Annotated in this window: 14 protein-coding genes; 3 read left to right on the plus strand and 11 right to left on the minus strand. The window is 45.3% G+C overall.

The genetic code is table 11. The features are described 5' to 3' along the window. Positions 1 to 78: 78 nt before the first annotated feature. The 9 genes from QUA23_RS22110 to QUA23_RS22150 form a co-directional block, all read right to left on the minus strand. Positions 79 to 2,103: a hypothetical protein gene (locus QUA23_RS22110; protein ID WP_333078131.1), complete on the minus strand. Its 2,025-nt coding sequence runs from the start codon at positions 2,101 to 2,103 to the stop codon at positions 79 to 81. A gap of 228 nt (positions 2,104 to 2,331) precedes the next feature. Further along, on the minus strand, positions 2,332 to 3,039 hold the full coding sequence (locus QUA23_RS22115; RefSeq protein WP_333078130.1) for a hypothetical protein: 708 nt from the start codon (positions 3,037 to 3,039) through the stop codon (positions 2,332 to 2,334). A 260-nt stretch (positions 3,040 to 3,299) separates the two neighbouring features. Further along, the gene (locus QUA23_RS22120) at positions 3,300 to 3,659 is read right to left on the minus strand and encodes a four helix bundle protein (protein ID WP_333078129.1); all 360 of its coding nucleotides are present in this window, start codon (positions 3,657 to 3,659) and stop codon (positions 3,300 to 3,302) included. A gap of 184 nt (positions 3,660 to 3,843) precedes the next feature. After that, positions 3,844 to 4,929 (minus strand): hypothetical protein, encoded by a 1,086-nt coding sequence (locus QUA23_RS22125; RefSeq protein WP_333078128.1) that lies wholly within the window; start codon positions 4,927 to 4,929, stop codon positions 3,844 to 3,846. Positions 4,930 to 5,257: 328 nt separating this feature from the next. Next, positions 5,258 to 6,244, minus strand: coding sequence for a hypothetical protein (locus QUA23_RS22130; RefSeq protein ID WP_333078127.1), 987 nt, complete (start codon positions 6,242 to 6,244; stop codon positions 5,258 to 5,260). Positions 6,245 to 6,257: 13 nt separating this feature from the next. Beyond that, positions 6,258 to 9,461: a hypothetical protein gene (locus QUA23_RS22135; protein WP_333078126.1), complete on the minus strand. Its 3,204-nt coding sequence runs from the start codon at positions 9,459 to 9,461 to the stop codon at positions 6,258 to 6,260. A gap of 387 nt (positions 9,462 to 9,848) precedes the next feature. Next, entirely contained in the window at positions 9,849 to 10,463 is a 615-nt protein-coding gene (locus tag QUA23_RS22140) for a hypothetical protein (protein ID WP_333078124.1), read from the minus strand. A gap of 136 nt (positions 10,464 to 10,599) precedes the next feature. Beyond that, on the minus strand, positions 10,600 to 13,008 hold the full coding sequence (locus QUA23_RS22145; protein WP_333078123.1) for a hypothetical protein: 2,409 nt from the start codon (positions 13,006 to 13,008) through the stop codon (positions 10,600 to 10,602). A gap of 357 nt (positions 13,009 to 13,365) precedes the next feature. Beyond that, positions 13,366 to 16,902, minus strand: coding sequence for a hypothetical protein (locus tag QUA23_RS22150; RefSeq protein WP_333078122.1), 3,537 nt, complete (start codon positions 16,900 to 16,902; stop codon positions 13,366 to 13,368). 189 nt (positions 16,903 to 17,091) lie between these two features. On the opposite strand from QUA23_RS22150, the gene QUA23_RS22155 reads away from it, so the two are divergent. Then, positions 17,092 to 17,316 (plus strand): hypothetical protein, encoded by a 225-nt coding sequence (locus QUA23_RS22155; protein WP_333078121.1) that lies wholly within the window; start codon positions 17,092 to 17,094, stop codon positions 17,314 to 17,316. Between the two features lie 147 nt (positions 17,317 to 17,463). Here the strand turns inward: QUA23_RS22155 and QUA23_RS22160 are convergent, their stop codons facing one another. Beyond that, a complete protein-coding gene (locus QUA23_RS22160) occupies positions 17,464 to 18,087 on the minus strand; it encodes a siphovirus Gp157 family protein (protein WP_333078119.1) in 624 nt (207 codons plus the stop codon). Between the two features lie 2 nt (positions 18,088 to 18,089). After that, complete coding sequence (locus QUA23_RS22165; RefSeq protein ID WP_333078118.1) at positions 18,090 to 18,263, minus strand: hypothetical protein; 174 nt, start codon at positions 18,261 to 18,263, stop codon at positions 18,090 to 18,092. A gap of 65 nt (positions 18,264 to 18,328) precedes the next feature. Here QUA23_RS22165 and QUA23_RS22170 point away from each other — a divergent pair, with 65 nt between their 5' ends. Both QUA23_RS22170 and QUA23_RS22175 read left to right on the plus strand, forming a co-directional pair. Further along, positions 18,329 to 19,438, plus strand: coding sequence for a hypothetical protein (locus tag QUA23_RS22170; RefSeq protein ID WP_333078117.1), 1,110 nt, complete (start codon positions 18,329 to 18,331; stop codon positions 19,436 to 19,438). 74 nt (positions 19,439 to 19,512) lie between these two features. After that, positions 19,513 to 19,713: a hypothetical protein gene (locus QUA23_RS22175; RefSeq protein WP_333078116.1), complete on the plus strand. Its 201-nt coding sequence runs from the start codon at positions 19,513 to 19,515 to the stop codon at positions 19,711 to 19,713. Positions 19,714 to 19,766: the final 53 nt, after the last annotated feature.

Genomic DNA, 19,766 nt, shown 5'->3' on the forward strand with positions numbered 1-19,766 from the left:
TGTTGACAGTAGAAACGGGGATTTTCTTTACTAATCGCAGTCGCGTTGGGGCGACTGAACAGTTTACCGACGGCTCGGTTATCGGTAAATGTTGAGAAAGCTGTTGACAGTAATAGAAACCGGGGTTCCTTTATTAACCACAGCTACATTAGGGCGGTTTAAAAGTTCTTCAGTGGCTCTATCTGAGCGGCTTTCCATCCGTTTTGCTAGGGGGCTGAAGAAGCCATCGAGGACGGCTGACCAAATTTGCGGGTCTCGACTTTCAACGGTGGTTGTACTACTCCCAAACCTACCGCTAATACTGCTAGAGCTTCTGACTTTAGGCTCTGCGAACACTTGACCGACTCGTCCAACTCCCGACAGCACTGCGGTGAGGATATCCTGTCCGGCAATATCGTTCCCTGGGTCGAAGTAGCCTGAAGCAATCAGTGGCTGTCCGCCCTCTCCTGCAATCAAAATTGCGCCTTCTGGAATGGGCTGCTGTTTAATCTGACCGTTTCTATCTGAGTAGACGAGCGCCACAGCAGTAGCTTGTACCATGCGATTGGTTTTGCTGACGGTGCTGGCTTTGGCAATGACAACCGTACCCGCAGGAAAAGCAATAGAGCCGTCAGTTGCCGTGAAGTCGGCTGTGAGGGTGACGGCAAATTTGTCGTAAAGCTGTTTGCCTGAGCCTTCATCCCACAGCAGGGGAACCGAAACTACGCCGTTGGCGGTGGTTCCAAGGGGAACTTGAGCTGTTTGGGGCGTGCGGTTGAGAATGCCTTTTGCCCCTGGGGAGTTTACTTGTTCCAGGGTTGGAGAATTTGTTAAGGCAGAAGCCTCTGGAGCAGTTTCTGGGGAAAGGGTTTGAAATTCTGTATCGGGCAAGGACGTTCGGCTAGCACTGAGTCGAGCCTCCGTCTCGATTGGGTTATCGGTAGAATCGGAACTTGTTTGGGGGGAAAGGGCAGTCGGAGTTAATTGGTTAGTCGGGTTTTGGGAGTTGTCGGTGGTTTCGAGGCTGTCCTCTCCATAAGGAAACTCCGGGTGTAGCCTTTCCCCGCTGGCGTTATTTGGGTGGCTATATAGTTTTTCTGGGATTTGCTCGAAAGAAACGTATGAGGGTTGCGACTTTTGGTTGCCGATATTGACTGTTAGGAATTCAGTTGTTGGAGCTGGCTTTGTCAGAGCGGCGGCGGTAGCGCTTGTTGCCGCTGGAGTGCTTGGTGTTGCACTCACGGCATTCGCTATTCGGTTAGGGTCAAAATTTCCCCTAATTTGTCCGAGTTGGGCGAGTTGGTTCCACCGCTCAAACGGGTCGATTTTTTCTTCGGTTGGAGTTGGAATTAAAGGTGGGGGTACTAACGGTTTGAGTATGGGGGCCGGTGCGGGTGTTCTTGAGGGTACTCTTTGAGGTATGGGTGCGGGTACTGTTACCGTCCGCACTACTGTTCGGGGTGCGGGTAGGGGTTCGCGTAGAGGAGTAGGTGGCGGTGCAGCGCTCCGGGTAGCGACTAGACGCGGAGTTCGCGGAGTTCGTGGGGTTCTTGACGGTTTGGGCGACGGTTCTGTTTTGGGTTTTGCGGTTTTTTGCGGTTTTTCGGCTAACAGTTTTTGTTGGTCTTGGTAAGCTAATTTAGCCAGTAACTCCGGTTTTTCATCTTTAATGGTGCCAGAAGAGCTTTCTTTTGGTGTTGATTGTGCGATAGGTTCGCGAGGTGATTTAGGTTTGATAAATTGCCAAATCAGCAGTCCTAGCAATAGTATTCCACCAGTCAACAGCAGTATTGTCACTGCTCTAGGAACGCCTCTTTCGGAAACAGGTGGGGGCAGTGGTCTTTCCTCATCTTGAGCGAGTTGATATTGAGTTTCAAGTGTTAGGGGTGCATTGGGGTCGAAATTAGCAATGAAGTTTTCATCAATATCATCATCTTTCGAGGGGGAGGGGGAAGGGGAAGGGGAAGGGGGAGGGGAAGGGAAAAAGTTGTCTTCTGACATCTTGCTACTATCGTTATTAAGGATACTTTCGCTATCAAGAGGGAGTGAATTATTTGGCTCACTTTCTGCGGTTGTCAACTTTGTTTGATGAGAATTGTTTGAAGATTCTTGTCTGTTACTCATGGCTACTCTCTTGTTGCTTATTACGATGGTTAATTAACAAATGATTGGCTTGTATGTGAGTGGGACAGAGCATAAAATTAGGACCTCTTTGTTGTTAAAATACAACCGCTTGAAGTTCATATACAGCACTTTTCAGGTAAGTGAAGTACAAACAAATCGGTTTCTGTAGGGGCGGTACTCCTTTCCCCTTCCCTGTTTTTCCTTCCCCTTCCCCTTCCCCCTCCCCCTCTAAGGTTTGAATTCGACAATTCGGGAAATTTCTAATCCGGCTGCTCTCAAAGAGTGAATAGTCTTCTCTAATTCATTAGCGTTTTCTTTGAGAGGGGATTTGGGAATTTCTACGGCTTTGACGGTGAAGGTTCGATTAAACTGTTCTCGGCTTTCTCCAATGCCTTGTTCCAGCACGACGCGAGTAGCAATTACATCTATTTCCCAAACTCCTCTTTTTATTTCTCTAGGTTCTGAGATGTGAGAGATATAAACTCCTGAGCGGGTTTTTCCTGAATAGATGGTGTTGGGAACGAGTTTGGCAAGTTCAACAAGAGAAGCTTTACCAAACTCTGATTCCATCATCAATGAGCCCATCCAAGCAGTTGTAGGAACTTTGGCACTGCCTTTAACTTTAATGCCGGGGTCTGGGTCATTTGTGCCGGGAATTTTGCCTGACCAAGCCCAGGTTAAATTTACCCAACTGGATACAAAATTTTGGATAATTTTCGGCTCTCTGTACAGTTCATCTTGTTCTGCAATTCGTGCTGCGGTTCCGTCTTTTAACTGGACAAAGGTAACTTTTCTTTGAGATAAGGCTCTCAAACTGACTGTATTCACTAAAACAGCAATTGTCAGGAGGAAAACAAAGCTTGTTAGTAGAACAAAGCACAAGGCTAAGGTGTTTTTAGATTCAGGGAGTAAGGGTTGTGATTGTGGAAATTTCATAGTTTTCTTGGAAGGGGAAGGGGAAGGGGAAGGGGAAGGTTAAGAGAAGGGGAGGGGGAAGGGAAAGGGGAAGGAGAGGGAGAGAGGGGAGGGAAAACAGGGGAGGAGGAAGGAAAAACCAGGTTATTATTAGCTTTACTTGCTACTAATTAGTGCTAGTTTCGGAGTTGAGAAAGGGGAAGGAAAAACAGAGGAGATTATTAGCTATCAGTATTCAGTTTATTTATCTTTCCTTCCCCTTCCCCTTCCCCCTCCCCTTCTTAAGTACGAGATGCTAATTTTCTAGCAGCAGACAAAAGAAGGCGAAGGCACTCGTCAATTTCTTGGCAGAGGGCATCACTATCTTGTTGATTGATATAGCCAAGCTCAGTGGCTATCCATACATGGGTATCAACTTCTCGCAATGAGCCTTCAGCTATGTGTAAAAATCGGACATAATCAGTTGTTGTATTGCGTCCATAGCCTTCAGCAATGTTGGCAGGTACAGAAACCGCAGCTCGACGAAGCTGATTAGTAAGACCATACAGTTCCTCCTTGGGAAATTTTTTGGTAATCTCGTAACACTTCACAGCTAACTTGGCTGTTCTTTGCCAAATAAATTGTTCGCGATGTGATGACATAATTAATCTCCTTAAATTAAAGGGTAGAGAGTTGAGGAATCAAAGGCTAGAAGTTTTTACAAAAAATTAAAGGGTAGAGAGTTGAGGAATCAAAGGCTAGAAGTTTTTACAAATTTTATGATAATCTAAGCCCAGAAAAATCTATCACAATTTCCTTCCCCTTCCCCTTCCCCTTCCCCTTCCCCTATATCAGTTTTCCAGCAATAACGCCGATCGCGTTACTGGCAATATCTGTAAGTTGTTTGGTGCTATTGGCGCTCGCACTGTACAAAGCAGTTCCTCCACCCTTGGCTATTAACACGGCTAGAACGGGAGAAAACACAGCTAAAAAGAATAAAAAGGCGATATCTGTAACTAACTCTGCATCGGACTTGACAATCACTACAGCGACTAATCCAACGACGATGTTGTACCCCAATTGCACTCCAAATAACGACATAAACCCTATTAACCAAGCCCAGATGGGTTTTCCTTGCAGCGGCAATAGTGATAAACCCATTGCAATCGGTCCGAATAAAGCTGTTAGCAACAATGCTGCTTCTAAAATATTGACAAATGCCCACTGTACTGATCTAAGAATTAAGCGAATGATGGGCAAGACAGTAGACCTAAAAACTTGTCCTGCAAAATCGCCATTTCCTATATCCTGAAGATTGGCAACATTGCCTAAATTTTCGACAAATCGCTGCAAGCTTTTGAGAGGTCCTCCATTTTGCTGTTCGGCTGCCTGGAGGATTTGTTGAGCTGGCTGTTTTTTGCTGTTCCAACATTCCACTAAAGCTGAGCCAACTTTGCCCTGACATTCGCTGTAGAGTTTTTCAATTTCTTCTTTGCCAGCACTGGTAAGGTTAACGTCGCTCAGGGCAGTTCTGAAGGTCATTTCTCCGACTTGAATTTTCATAATTTCTTGCACTTGAGTGCTGCCTACAGCTTTGATGAATTTGACACTTTCAGCTAAGACTTTACCGTTGTTGCTGAGAAATACTACAATTACGAGTGGCCAGATAAACATGGCTACTAGCTCTGACCAAGACTGTTTTTCGATGATTTCTTTGCCACTGGTGACAGCGAGGTAAGTAACAGATATTCCCGCCAGAATTAGTCCTAGTTTGACTAAGGCAATCCAGAGAGAGGATTCTTGAGTGTTGAAAGTGTTAAACCAAACTAAATTCCAAGATTCGATGGTTTTTTGAGAGACTTCTATGGCGTCAGATAGAGTGTCCAGGGCTTGTCCTGCTGTGCTAGTTTGGGCGATTAGTTGTGTCAGCATCTTTGGAAGGGGAGGGGGAAGGGGAAGGGGAAGGAGAGGAGGAGGGGGGAGGGGAAGGAAAAACCAGGTTATTATTAGCTTTGCTCGCTACTAATTAGTGGTAGTTTCGGAGTTGAGGAAGGGGGAAGAGAGGGGGAGGGGGGAGGGGGGGGGGGGGGGGGGGGGGGGGGGGGGGCAAGGGTAGAAAACTTGGGGAAAATCGCGTCATTTTCTACATTGGGGAGCTGATTATTTACAATTTGATAAGTGACAGAAGAAGGTGCAACTCAAAAAAGCGAAAGTTTATCCTTCCTCCCCCTTCCCCTTCCCCTTCCCCTTCCCCCTCCCCTTATTCACCCAAGGTGATGCCTCCCGGCATTTGAAACAGTCCGGCTTGAGTAGAAGAAGCGGTAGCAGCCGCAGCATCCTGCCGTCTCTGGGCTGTGTTAATTTCGTTGAGTTCTTCAGCTTGTTGAGCATTGAGAATGTTGGCAAAACTGCGATCGATTTGAGCTTGCTGGCCCTGCATGACTAAGGCACTTTGATTTTCTGCTGATAAGGCTGCTTGCTTAGCTGCGATCGCACTTTGTTGAGATATGTTTCTCATAATGTTCTGTGTGACATCTTGACCTTCTGAATCAGCACCCAATTCGATTGAATTTTGGCTCTCGCGATTAGTTTGCTCTACGTTCTGCTGGACAATTTCTTTCATCTGAGCTTGTTTTTGTTGAGCTTCTTTACTGAGAGTGGCTTTATTGGCTTCACTGACAGCACTTTCTCTTTCTGCGAGTTCTGCGGTATTCTCTTTGAGGCTGTAAGAATCTTGCGGTCTCTTCTCTAAAGCAGCGGATAGTTTTGTCCCTTCGCTTTCGGAGGTGTTGCCGTCCATTATGCTTTTAACTGCTTCTTTTAGGTCTGGAACTTTCAGTTCTCCCAGGAATGAAGAGAGGGTTGACTCTATTTCACTGCTAAATTTTTCGACTTTATTTAACAAATTGTCCCAGATGCCTGAGATGCTGTCGGAGATGGTGGAGATGGTATCGGAAATTTCGCCTGTTATGTCGCTAATTGTGTTTTCTATACCTCCTATTTCTTTCGGGTTGCTCAAGAAGTTATTAGCTGATTGTTGGATTTGGCTTTCTATTTGTTGATTGGGAACTGTGAAGCTGGAGCGGTTGAAAGTGCTGCTGTTAGGATTGTTTAAGCTGGGAAGCTGTGTTGCAGTCGGATTGCTGCCAGAGGTTTGAGCTTTTGCTTCAACAGAATTTAGTATTAAGCTCAGCCAAATTGCAGGAATGCCGAGGGCAAGTTTGACAAGAAATTTAGGTGATTTCATCGGTTTTCTCCGTCTAGCTAGCAATAAGGTCTTGAGGGGATTTGTGTCCATTGATATCAGTGACTGCATTCTTGCCAATATTGGTTAATGAACGCCCTTCTTTAACGGCTTGTACATATTCAGAGGCAAATTGTTTGAGTGCTAGCAATTGCCCTTTTAACGTATTGGGATATTGAGCCATAACTCGCGCACGAGCCATCAATTCAGCTTGATTGTTAGCCACACTTGCTAATATCATTTCGCCTGGATAGTATCGGCTTTGCCAGAAACGACCTCCTTTTTCAATTAGCCAATTGGAATAAAGGTCGGCAGCTCTGGGAAGGAAAGCTTCTGTCGCGTTTTGGCTAATAATTTCAGCCGGATATCCCAAACGTTTGATCCAAGAAGTGGCTCCGTTTGATGTCAATCTTCCGGTAATTCGATACACCATGTTTTGCATAATCATAGTTCCCGCACTACAATCGCAAATACTGTCGATATCTTGGGCTAGCAAGAGCACTGAAATGCCATTCTTTCTACCCACTGCACAGAGTTCGCCTACTACTTCAGCAAATCCGTCTTTTTTAAACAAAATCGAAAGTTCGTCTCCGATAAATAGGCTTTTAGGGTGAGAAAGTGCGTTACGGATGCAAGCAGCATGGGCGTTAATGGCCATTAAATACTGGTCTTGTTCGTTACCCAAACCGCTAAGGGCAAAAAACTTAACAGCGGGTTCGGGTGAAAATGTACTCGGTCTGCCAATTGCTTTCCCTAAAGGTGAGGCTAGTAATGCGTTGCATTGAGTGATAATTTGGTTGATAGCAATGCGGTCGAAGTCGGTAAAGTTTTGCAGGTTGAGTTGCTCTTTTGTGCAGAATTTTAGGAGGTTTTTGAGGGTTGGCATTTCTTGCCAAGCGGTCGATTTCCAGCCTTTTTCAAAGGCCGTATTGTAGCGCTCGATAATTTCTGGGTCTTCCAGAAATTTTTTCAGAGTTAGCAGCAAAATGGCATCGACTCGCTGCGCTAATTTTGGGTCGCGGACTTTGCCCATGCTGATAATAGTCAGCGCTTTTCTGATAAACTCTTTCCATTGGTCTAGTCGGCGCGATCGCTCTTCTCTGTCAAAACGCCTCAAATCGGGTATTTCGAGTAGATTCGAGCTGCCAGAGGTGATGTCGTAGTACGCACCGTCGTCGCCTAACAGTTTCACTGCTGTCTCAAAGGTACTGCCGCTTCCTGCTGAGATATCCATGCCGACGACTGGGATATTAGCGGCTATTGCATCGACTGCAAATCGCCATCCCAAAACACTTTTACCGGAACCAGACTCGCCTGTTATAACGGCGCGGCTGGTTTGGTTGTGCATGAGGTCAACGTACACGGGTTTGCCGCCTTTGGTGATGAATTCAACTCCTTTTGAGTCGATGTCCCTTACAGCAGTTAAGGGCAAAATACCGGGGACAGTTTCGGTGTCTAAGGTGAGGCGGCGTTCGTTAATTAGCGAACTGCTGTGCAGCAGCCAGCTTACAGTAATGGGCAAAGTTTCTAGCCACAGTTGCCAAGCAATGTTGCGCTCTCTTAATACCTTGGCAGAGCCGAAGCTGTGGGAGAGCATTTGGCAAGCGTGTGTTAGTTGCTCCGGGGTTGGTCGGTAGACTAAGAAGGTGACAGCAGCGTGAATTGCTCTTGCACCTTTGTACATTTTTTTCTGGGCTTCAAAGGATTCTTCCTGTTTGACTTCTGCTCCTACATCGCGACCTTGACCTTTTTCTAAAGCGCGTTTTTTGGCAGTTTTAGATTGTTTAGCTTGCCTTGCTAAGTTGTCTTGAATAATAAAGTTGGGAGCGGCGCTAATTTCGACAACGGCTTCAGTATCGCGGACGTAGCTGTTGCTCATAATTTTCCAGAGCCATTGCAGTTGCTCTCTAGTATTGAGCCAGCCGCCGGGGCCCTCTTCCATTGTTAGCACGCCGCATTCTGCGTTTCTGCCGGGGAGCAAAATGCGTGAGCTAGCTTTTCTGTGTTCCGGGCAGCTCGAACGGCCGCTCATACCTTCAATTAAAATGGTGCAGGCGTGTTTGTGACTGTTGAGGGTTTCGGTTAGTTTGTAGTCGGACGCGGTTTCTTTTAAAATGAGAAGTTGGGGAATAGGGGGTACGGGTGCGCTGTTGAATTTTTGCCACAGCCATCCCCACAATGCTTGGGCATTCATGGGTTGAATTTCCAGTCCAATTTTGGTGTTTAGCAAGAGTTCCCACCGGATGTAGCCTTGCTCGAAAGCATCGAGCAGCAGTTGTTTGTAAAAGCGTTCAGAGTAGATGCGCTGGTTGCCTGTAAATTGTGCAGCAATGCTGTTGGCTGTGTTGATAATTCCATTGATGAATTTACTCAGAGGGTCGTTGGATTTGGAGCCAGATTGAGCGTTGAATGTCCAAGTGCAGAAAATAGTTTGGTTCCACAGTTGTCTGGTGCCTGCTAAGTTGAGTTCTTGAATGCGTTTCTGTTCGTTACGAACGAGTACAGAAATGGGTTTGAGGTGACAGTTGTCAGCCAATTCAGTTAACTGTTGTTGGCGAACGCAATCGCTGCTGTAGCAGCCGGTGTGAAAGGTCATTTTTTCGCCTGGGGGAATGTCTTTTAGCCCTTCTTCTAAGGCTGTGGCTGCATTGTTTACTTCATGACGGTAGAGAATGTTGTGAAAGCCAGCCGTCTCGAATCCGAATACAATTTGGTATTGACTGCCTTCATTCAGTAAGTAACCAGAAACTTCTCGACCATCCTTTTTGATAGTGACTAAACACAGGAGGTTTTGGTAGTTTTGGAAGGGCATAAGTCGGCTGTTACCTCCTTGTTGAGTGGGAGCAAGTTTGGGTTTAAGTTTGACTCGGACTTGTGAATCGCTGATTTGGTGGCGAATGGGGTTTGGTCGGTGTTGGGGAACGAGAGAAAGGTATAAAAGATTACCGTTGTACCACTCATTCCCCGGCGGAGATCTAAACCTGTCTACAAAAAGGTGAGGTTTGTTACCTGTCAGGAGCCACCAGCTTATAATTAGCCAGAAAGTAGTGATGAAAAACCAAGGCATTCCTAAGCTGAATAAGCCGTTGGTGAGGATGTAGGAAATTACGGTGATTAGCATCCAGGGAATTAGCTGTTCCGCTGGAATAATGCCGATGCTGGCTTGTTTGCCAAGAATTTTGTTGACGGAGATGAAGTCTTTGTCTGGGTCTTTGAGCATAATTTAAAGGGGTTTAGACTTGAGGTAGAGGTTTGGGGAAGAGGGAGGGAGAGGGGGTGATTGGGAGAGTGGGAAAGTGGGAGAGGGGGTGATTGGGAGAGTGGAGAGGAGATAATAGAAAGTGAAGTTAAGAAATTAGAGCTTCAAATGAACAGAAAACCAATTCAATACTAAGAGTCAGTGAACGAAAAAGTGGGAGATTAGATGTGTGCAGTAAACAGCAAGCTGTTTGAATTCTCAGGTAGATTGCAGTTACATAATCCCTCATTTCTATTCAATTGGGTGAGTATATGTTAGATGTTGAAGCCCTCTAGTTTTTATCGGGTTGTTGCAAGTTTTCAAACTTCTCCCCCTCTCCCATTCCCACTCTCCCATTCCCCCTCTTCCCTAAGCTCCACCTCCGCCACCGCCATTGCCAATGAAGAGGAAAGTTATTACGTCAATGGCAATTACAATGGCAAAAGCTAAGGCAACTTGAGTCACAATTGGTCGCCAGTCATTGCCTTGCTGCGCTTGGTTGTAAGCAAAAAGAGACGCGGCTGCTACTAACAAAAGGAAGGCTCCGCGAATTAAGTTGAAAATCAGTTCGATGACTTCGGCATCAATAGCTTCACCTCCTGCGGAAGCCGCTCCTTCTGCTAGCTCTGTCATAAATTCTTCTAAGCCGGAGAGGAAGATGGCGTTGGCGGGGGAATCGAGCACGGAGCACAGCGCAGTGGAGGTAATGATGGCAGTAGCAACGTGCCAAAATCGAATTTTGCAGCCGATATATCGCTCGACAATTGGAATTGCTTTAGCGGTGTGCCACAAACTTAAAAAGACTATGCTGGAGCAGCCTAAAGTCGCAATTAAGAGCGGGTCATGAATGCTGAAGTAGATGAGTGAGGCTAGGCAAATGGCGAGGAATGGAATGTCGCCCCGTTTAATTTTATGTTGTTTTAACCAGCGTAATAATGAGTTGCGATTTTGTTCACTTCTTGTTTGGTCTAAGTAAGTAGCCATGTCACTCTCTTGATAAATTTAGTGCTTTAATGCCAATTTAAGTTGTATCTAATGCCTGCAAAATCACCGTATTTGGTGATTTTATATAGTGACAATTACCCCCTCCATTTGGAGGGTGCAAGTGAAATAACTTATTTCAAATCTCCATCTCTGCCTCAGTTTTTCTAGCTTCCTGCTTGTTGGAGTTCTGGTTTTGAGCAAGTTGCTGTTGGGATAGGAGAGTTTCTACTACTTCTGGTGGAATGTCGCACAAAAGTACCTCAACATTACCTTTTTGGAGGCTGGCTTCAAAAACTATCTCGCTGTGAGAGTTAAAGCCTTTGACAGTACCCTTCGACTTGGATTTATCGCTGAATTCGACCTCAAAGTCGAGGCGCGAGCCTTGGGAATCGGTAAAGCTGATTTCATCCCGATTGCTTCTCTTTACCATTTCAGCTAAACGTTCTTGGTTGAGAGCTTGTTGAAAAATCTTTAAGCGGTCGAGTTCTTCTTTTTCTTCAGGTTTCAGGAAGTCGTTTGTAACTTCCCATTCTCCAGTTTGATCCTGTACTGCTGAAAACAGTTCCTCGCCTTCCTTAGTTTTTAAGCTGACAGCGGTAGAGAAGTCAAAATTTGTTACATAAAGTTTTGCTTCTCCCAAATCAACCCCGTCTTCTAATGCAATGCCTTCCGCATTTGCTTCTTCTTCAGCTAGGCTGTAAATTTTTGCCAGTGTTGCTGCAAGTTGGGCATCCTGAGTAAGATTTTGGGCTGTCACAGTGATTTTTTTAGCAGTAGCGCTAGCGCTGTTGCTAGCTGGGATTGTTGATTCTAATGAAATTTTTTCATCTATTTCTGTTGCGTTTTGTACGAATTGGTCGCTGAGGGATGGAGTTGAGCTGTCGGGCGGTTCTAATTTTGCATCCCCAGCTTGAACGCCTGTCTCGCTTTTTTGAAGAGAAAGTTTGTTCTCTAAAGCTTCTATTCGCTCTTCTAGGGTATCGAGTCGCTTTTCAAGTCGGTTGAGTGCTTCATTTATTTGTACGAGCTGTTCTTCAAAACTAGCCTCTGTGTCAATCTTAATAGAAGCCGTTTTTTCAGAATTGTTGTCTGTCACACGACCGGAAATTTTATCAACTTTTCCGTGGACTTTGCTAACAGCTTTAGCTAAGAGCATAGCGGGTGTTGAGACAAATTCGGCATCCGGTTCAGGTAAGATGTTTTGTTCCGGTTCTAGCTTCGGTTCAGCTATTGGTAAACCTTCGGATTCGACCATTGCATCTGCAACTGAATCCGCTTCAACCAAGTTGGTAACTCGCTGGGAGAGCGAGTCAGCCCGCTGGCTTTGAGCTTGGAGCCTTTTGACAATACCGGCAACTTGGCGCTCTTTTCCAGCCCCAAGAGCAGCTTCTATAATTTGAGAAGCTGCTTTTTTGCCAATCAGAGTAGCGAGAACCGCAACTTGAGCGCTCATGCCGCTGACAGTTGTACCTTCTACCTCATTTCCAGAAATGGCTGTTCTACCACTAACTTGTACAGCAGCATCGAGGATACTATCGATGTTCTGGTCGTTTGATTTTTTGCCTTGAGGTCGCTGTTGGCTCGCTCGGGTTTTTGAAGGTGTGCGTGCTAAGGATTCAGCAACTTCTACCGCTTCATTTGTCTGAACTTTTCTTTTGGCTTGGGATTTAGCTGATAATTCTTCGTCTTCCAAATCTTCTCGCTCAGAGTTTTGAAGGTGGCTTTTAGTTTGAGGCTTAGCTTTAGGTTGAGGTTCTTTGAGTTCAAACTCATCTAGGTCACTTAGTTCATCTCTCGGAGAGCGGGTTAAGGCTTTAGATTTAAGCAGTAGTTCCTCCGACTCCAATTCCTCTAGGTCATCTTTTCGAGGTCTAGTTTTGTTTGTAGAATTGGCTGAGGGTTCCTCATCCTCCCAAGTTTTTATTTCATCTTTTTTAGATTTGGTATGGGTTTTAGATTTCGCTCGGGGCAAGGGTTCCTCATCCTCTAACTCATCTAGCAACTCGTCTTTTTTAAACTTAGTTGCAGTTTTAAATTTAGACGTGGAGGAGGGTTCCTCATCCTCCAATTCATCTAGTAAATCGTCTTTTTTAGACTTGGTGCTCGCTTGAAATTTAGACTTGGGGGAGGGTTGCTCATCATCCAATTCATCTAGTAAATTGTCTTTTTTAGACCTTGTTTTAGTTCGAGGCGAATCGAGTAACGCCTCAATTCCTGTTTTAGTAAATCGGTTGTCGTCGGGCTCTCCCAAGTGTTCCATCATGTACTTTCCTGTGGTAGAGCCGTACTCGGGTCGATCGCTCAAACTGAGGACGAGTCCGTTGTGCTTGACCTCCACGCTAATGCCAGGTTTGCCGTCGGCTTCCGTTAGTTCTTCAATTGCATCGGCAAAATCTTCTACGCTGGTGAGTCCGTTTTCCTGGCAGTAATCTAAAGCTTTCTCACAGCGATTTCTTAGGTAGTTGAGAATTTTCTTGCCCTCGGCTGTGTTAGGGGTGATGTAGTTTCCCTGGCTTCGGCTTCGGTATGCTGTTTTTGTAGCCATAATCTTTGTGGAGGCGTGAGTGGATATTTCCCATGAAATTCGAGCAGTATGGCTACTGACTTCACTCGGAAGAGCGGTTTTGGGGAGTTAAAGTGACCCCCTCCAATCGGAGGGGGAATCGTCGCCCACTAATAATTAAGCTGCTACGCATCTAAAGTATCTGTTGGTTGGGGAGGGGGAGAAAGAGAGGGGGAGAGGGGGAGAGACTTTGACGCTTTTCCCACAAAGATTGAAGTATACAATTTAAAGGCGCGACAGCTTATCCCCTGTTTGAAACTCACTAAAAAACTAACTGTTCGGTCAACGAGCTTTCCTGGTGTTCACACCTACCCGCTCTTAGATGTGCGGTAGTTGATGTTAAAGTTGTGTATCTGCATCTCTTTTTTTTGAAGATGTAGAAGCTAATTCAGCATCAACCTCTCTGAGGTATTTGATAAACTGAGAGCTGCTGTTTTCAGAAAGCTTCTTAATGATTTGACCTGTTTTCAAGTCAGCAGCCAAGACCGGATTATCAGCTTCATCTCTGACTAAACACCTAACATTATTGCGAGATTGGCTAATAAAAGCTGTCCAGTTTCCCACAGGGATTTTAGTTACTCCAGTTTGGTTATATGCTTCAGAAATCGCATCTTTCAGCAATTGTGAGAGGTGGGTGGGGCTGGCAGCAATGTTTTCGGGTTGAGATGGCGGTTTGTTTTGGGTAGGGGTTGGCGATACAGATAGCGATCGCTTTTGACGAGGGGTTGGGGATACGGATTGCGATCGCTCTTGACAAGGAGTTGGCGCGACTTCTGAAAGTTCCTCAACTGATTCAATTAGTTGCACAGAGCTAGGGTTGATGTTTAAGATCAGAGCGCTGCCTTTAGGCGAGGGTTCAATAGTGGCCTCAAAGGTAGTGCCGATCGGCAATTTAGGTGAATTAGCAGAGAACATGGCTAATTCTTGTCCGTCAAGGAGGACAATAGGGCTACCGTCGCGCCTCGAACCGCTACCGCTAACAGAGCCAACCTCAAAAGTCAATGTTTTCTGCCTCCATTTTGGACTGCTAAAGTCAACATCTTTCAAGTCATTGTACTTCTGCCCAATCAGTTCAGCTCTGTCAAACTGAAAGGCTTGCAATTGCTGGCAAATTTCATCCGTAAATAGGTTGAGAACCAATGCTGCTTTAGGTGTTTGGTTTTGGGACTCAAGCCAAGTATAATCAGCCGGAGCTACAATGCGTGAACTCACATCTTTGGTGCGACCAAGACCATCGCGGTAGGTTAAGTCTAAACTGTCGATGTCGTTGACATTTTCGCAAAACTTCTTCTCAAGAATTCCCACCAGTTTTTCGCTGGGTTCAATTAAGGCAAAATTGACCATTGGCAGGCTCGGATGCAAAGTTGCTTCATATTTAATGCCTTTGCTGTCTAACAATTCTTTCCAATGTCCAGCTAAGTCTTTGCCAACTGGCTGTCGCTTCTTATCCCTGACAGTCTTATTGCTGCCGTCCCGTTCAAATTCCTCGAAAGGGACACTCAGAACGTAAGTGTCTTTTGGCATTGCTTCGTGGAGTCGCTCGTACTCAGGTTCAAGGTTGAATTCAATCAACAGTTGCCGAGAAAGTTCCTTACAAGCTTTGCGAGGGACTTCTAAGTTGGGATTTGCGGTTTCGACGTGCCACATAGCACTAGCAGCAGAAAACCTTTCTTCAGCGTTGGGAAAAGCTTCGGTCACATCGGCTCTTAAGCTCTCGTATAACTTGCTGACGGCTTCTTTAATTGCCTTAGAATCGTCGCCGCACTCCAAGTGAATTTCGCCCATCCTTTCTCGATAGCGTTCCTTAATATCTTGCGCCCACCTGACATAATGTTTCTCCCATTTTTCTCGCTCATCTAAGTCAGAAGGAGACTCGAACAGGTAGCGAAACTCGTCGCGGTGGCGGCTTTTTAGACGAGTCGGTTCCCACTCTGGGTTAACAGCCTCCCTAGCAATGCAATTGATAGCGGTGCCGTCTCCTATAGGTAATGGCACCGTTTTGTAAAGCCTGGGGTCGTCTTTGTAGTCAAATAGGTAGCTTGGGTGCTGTTCTGACCACTGCTTAGCCTTGGACAGCAGGGTGGGGTGGTGGTCTTCGGTGCGAGTAGCACTTTTGGGACTGTCCACTTCAATTTGCAGGGCATCAAACAGCTTTCCAAGAAGCTGCCGCTTCTGTTGATTGAATAAACTTTCTGGCTGTCCCTGTTCTGCGGCTGACGATTGCACTCTCCCGATTAAGGTAGCAACCCAGCCGATTTTATTTTGGGCGATGGCTACGGCAATTTGCCGCAATTTGGTATACTTGCGATCGCCATCACTATCGGTAGCTTTAGTGTAGTCAACTTTCTCTCGCTTCTCAACTGCATCGTACTCATTCTCTTGATTAGCGTGCCTGGTTTCAGAGGCGATATTCGGCATTCGGGAAGCAGGCGTAATCACTAATTGATCGCCGTCAAAATCGCATTGATGATGCTGCATGGCTTGGTCAGAGCGAATGAAAACGCACCCTTTGTATTGCGTTAATGCGCGATGGCTTTTGTTGTCTACTGTGTAGCGGCGGATGTTATCTTTACTGACAATTGGGTATCGGGTAACGATGACTTCTGTGCCGTGTCGCAAGTGGGGGGCAACAATTGTACCGGGTTGGAGGTTTTCACAAGGTTGAGCCATTGCTGAACCGTGATGAATTGCTCCTTTAATTGCTAAGTCTTTCCACTTTTTAGCCAGTTGTTCTTGCATGAAATCGACGACTTTGGGAAAGTCGAGGAGTTGACCGAGTTTATCGTTCCTCAAAATTGAAATTAGCCGGGATTCGTTGCGCTGGGCTTTTTCATCTGTTTCGTCTTGTAATCCGCTGCTGTCTTCGTGAAGGCTAGATTGAAAAGCAGCTTTTTTGTCGTGCTGCTCCACTAAGTATTTGGCAAGTTGCAGCCGGTTATTTTGTAAGTCAGCTAGCTTTTGGGCTTCAATTTTGGTCGGTGTGGCTATGTCAGCCCCAATAGCTGCTTCGGAATACCAAATCAAAAACTGCCAGGAATTTTCGTATTCAGTTACTTTGGCGTTGCCTCGATTTCCCAGTATAGCTTTGGGAAATTCGTAGTCGCCACAGGGGATAAGTTCAGCTAATTGCTCTTTAGCAACTCCTTTGATAGAGGAGCGATCCATAATGATATCATAACCCAAGTCCGAGGTTAAATTAGCATCAGGCAACAGCGTTCCTTTGGCAAGAAAGCTAATTTCTGGAGTGTGGCAGTCTTCTTGTCCCCATTCCTGCATCCAGGCAAATCTGAATTGAAAAGGTCGGTTGTAATTCCCTCCTAATTGTTGGGCTAGTGCCGGTGAAATTTTACCGTGACAGTCTCCGGTTTGCCACTTATGAGCTTTCGCTTTTTCACTTTGGTCATCGCTTTGAGAATCAACAATTTTGAGTCGCAAGGTTTCGCCGTCAAGGGAGCTATCTAACAATTTGGCTCCTTGGTTGCAACTGCTAACTAGCAGTGAGCCGTAGCGACAGGCGTGGTCGGGTTGAGTTTTGAATACGCTCAACAGTTTGGTTGAGAGTTCTTTGTCTGCAAAATACACATTTTTTCCTGAGCTGAAAGCAACTCTTCTGGTAATACCATCTCCGAAATCGATGTTTTTCAAATGGTCGAAGTTGCTATCATTTGGGTCGGGTTTAACGATGCTTAGGGATGCTAATTCTTCAGGTTCAAAAAGCAGTTCAAGCAGGGAGTTACGCAGCACTTCTGATTCAGCTTGGTATCGCCCCTTTGCTCTACCGTCAGTCAAGGACATATCAAAGACTGGGATTTTTAGTCCTTCCCCAGCTACCCATTCTGTGGAGCGATATTCTGGGGTAAGTTTTCTTCTGCTCATTGATTAGCTCCTGAATCCTAGTTTTTACATTTTTAGGACTTATGCACAGCAATAGTCCAGATTTTGACAAGGTTGTTCCTTCACAAATTCCTGCTACTGAGTGATATTCACCCCCTCCAATTGGAGGGGTTTAGAAGAAAGAAGTAGCGTGTTACAATCAGAATGACAATCCCAATGTGGAGAAAAAAAGTGAAAGTAGTTCGCACAACTACGGCTATGGAAAGCCAACGGGATTATTTCTCTGATAGCGATAGCGATGCACTTGCTCGCGTTGCTATCAGAGAAGGTGAAAACAGTCAGCAGTTTGGAGGTTTGAGTTTTGATGCTGACGGGGTTATTAAAGATAGAGTGTCAAAGTTGTTCAACGTCACCGAAGAACAAGTGGAGAACCCTCAATACTGGATTGATTTGTAAGATATCCCGACCCCAATTAAGTTGCGCTCTTACAAAACAAGCGTTTTCTACTCTAATTCGGAAATTTTTAATTCGGAGGTGTCTAATTCGGAGAGCTTTAACAATTCAGGTGTCAGACCAAGGTATTCCTGACACCTAAAAAGATGGCTAACGCCGTTTTTTGGACTGCGTTTTATCCGAAGAACGACTCTCAAGCGTCTGGTTGGCTTGAAGAGAGTGTAAATTGTTACCGGGAAGCAAGCTGTAAACCACTTTGCGCTTGCGGAAAACCCTAGTGCCATCTACAGGCATTCCTTGTTTCCAAGCGTCTGAAATCGCCTTTCTGTCGGCAGAAATTACGGTTTTTGTTTCGACTCGGCGATAGGGTTCTGGCAGTTGAGATGGGTCAATCAAAACTTCACAGGTAGGCGGATTTTCCTTAACAGTAATGCGGCGGTGTTTGCCAATAATTTCGGAAGTTAACACGCCGCACTCGTTGAAGTAGAGAACGGTTTTGTCTAACCGCTCTCTCCACCCCTGGAGTTTGTTGAGAGCTTTTGAATGCAGTTCTATCAAATACTGCATTCGCGCTGTAATTCCTGCAATTTCGGCATCAATTTGGTCGGCTAAGTCGGCATGGGCATCAACAGCGAGTTCCTGGGTTTCTTGGGTTTGCCAAAGGGATTGCAGCAGTTGGTCGATTTCTTCTGAGCTTTCTGCTGATTCTAGTTGATGCCAAACTTGAGCCGCAGTTATTGAACTTTGAGCAAGCGTCGCTGTGGCTAAATTCATGCTTAGTATCCTCCGTTGATGCAGGTGTGATAATAATCCCGGCGTTCTTCGAGTTGAGTAAGCGCAGCCATTGTTTCCGGGTCGGATTTAAGAGAGATTTGTTTGTCCTTTTGAATCTGGCTAACTGGTTGAGAATGAGTTAAATTTTGTGAGCTTGACTGGGTGATTTTTTGCATACAATTCAAAAAACTTTCTTAAAAATAGCGCGACCGCGCTCTTAAAAAAAGGAGTATTTAAAGTTATGAATTATCCTATAGTTTTTTACCCAAAAGTGGTAATGCAATTCTGCCATCAATATCCTTTGCTAGAGGCAACTTCTAGTTGTGCCACCTCATCCCAACTTCAAGAAACTCAACAATTCGGGAAACCTGTTGTTTTGCTGACTCCGCCTCAACCACCTGTGGTGTTACCTGTCAAGTTGCTGTGGTTAATTTGGGTGTTTTGGCTCTATGGTGCGATCGTACTTCCGCTGTTAGCTATTTCCTGGGGTTGGCTGTGGTGGGAAGTGCTGTTGGTAGTAGCTGCTTATTCATGTTTAATAGCGGCTGCTTATCGTTATGTGTTTGGTTGCCGTCAAAAGCTGCTATCCAGGTATAAGCAGCAAGTTCTTGAGTACAAACAACAAGAGATGTTATCCCAACAAGAGATATTATCCCAACAAAAAAGATTACCCCAACAAGAGACGTTATCCAACAAACAGCAGGAATTTTATAGTTTTAAGCTAGGAAAAGAAGGGTTGCAGACAGTTTTTACAAGTGTAAGAATTGACTTACAGCACAGAAATCGATTGCTCAAGGATTTGATGTCACTTCGCGTTAGTCCTAATGGCACATCTCAAGCTCGGCAAGGAGTGAGTGAACAACGCTTTTTGCAATACTTACAGCAATATTTCGAGGAAGTTGTCCAAGCAGCAGAGTTTAAAATTCCGTCATCTCAGAGGAGCTATTCAGCAGATTTTATTGTAATTCACACTGCATCTGGGATAGGAATTGATGTCGAGATTGATGAACCTTATGCTGGCAAATCTAAGAAGCCCACTCACTGCTGCGATGCTGACAGGGATATGCGCCGCAATCAATTATTCTTAGAGTGGAATTGGATTGTGGTTAGGTTTACTGAAAAGCAGGTGGTTCAGGCTCCTTTGAGCTGTTGCAAGTTCTTGGCTCAGGTGATCGCCTTCGTAACGGGCGATCGCTCTTATTTAAAGCAACTGGAAACTGAACCCGATTTGCTAAGCGTCAAACCTTGGACAACAAGAGAGGCAAGGGCTATGGCTAAAAGCAACTATCGCCTTACTTATTTATCTGGATTTGGCGTCGGTTCTGCTTGCAATCGGGTTTCAAAGTTTTGATGCGAGCGCACGCAATATCCGACTTATTGACTGCAATAAATGTTTATAATTAATACAAAGGAGATAAAATAGATATGCTGTCAGTTGAAGAGAGGTTCATTGAAAGTCAACAGCTCAACCAAAGACTTCTGCAAACAATTCGTTTGCTTGGAGAGTACAAGGGAAAGCAGGAGTTATTCAAACAACAAGCCCCACAAGTTTTAGGCACTTGGCGCCAAGCTGCGGTTATTCAGAGTACCGAATCTTCTAACGGGAGCATCCCAGTTTTGCAATGAGTATAAATACTGAAAGAATTGCCTTACCAAGTTGATGGCATAATAGAAAGCAG

Source organism: Microcoleus sp. Pol1C5 (assembly GCF_036701115.1).
GTDB lineage: Bacteria > Cyanobacteriota > Cyanobacteriia > Cyanobacteriales > Microcoleaceae > Microcoleus.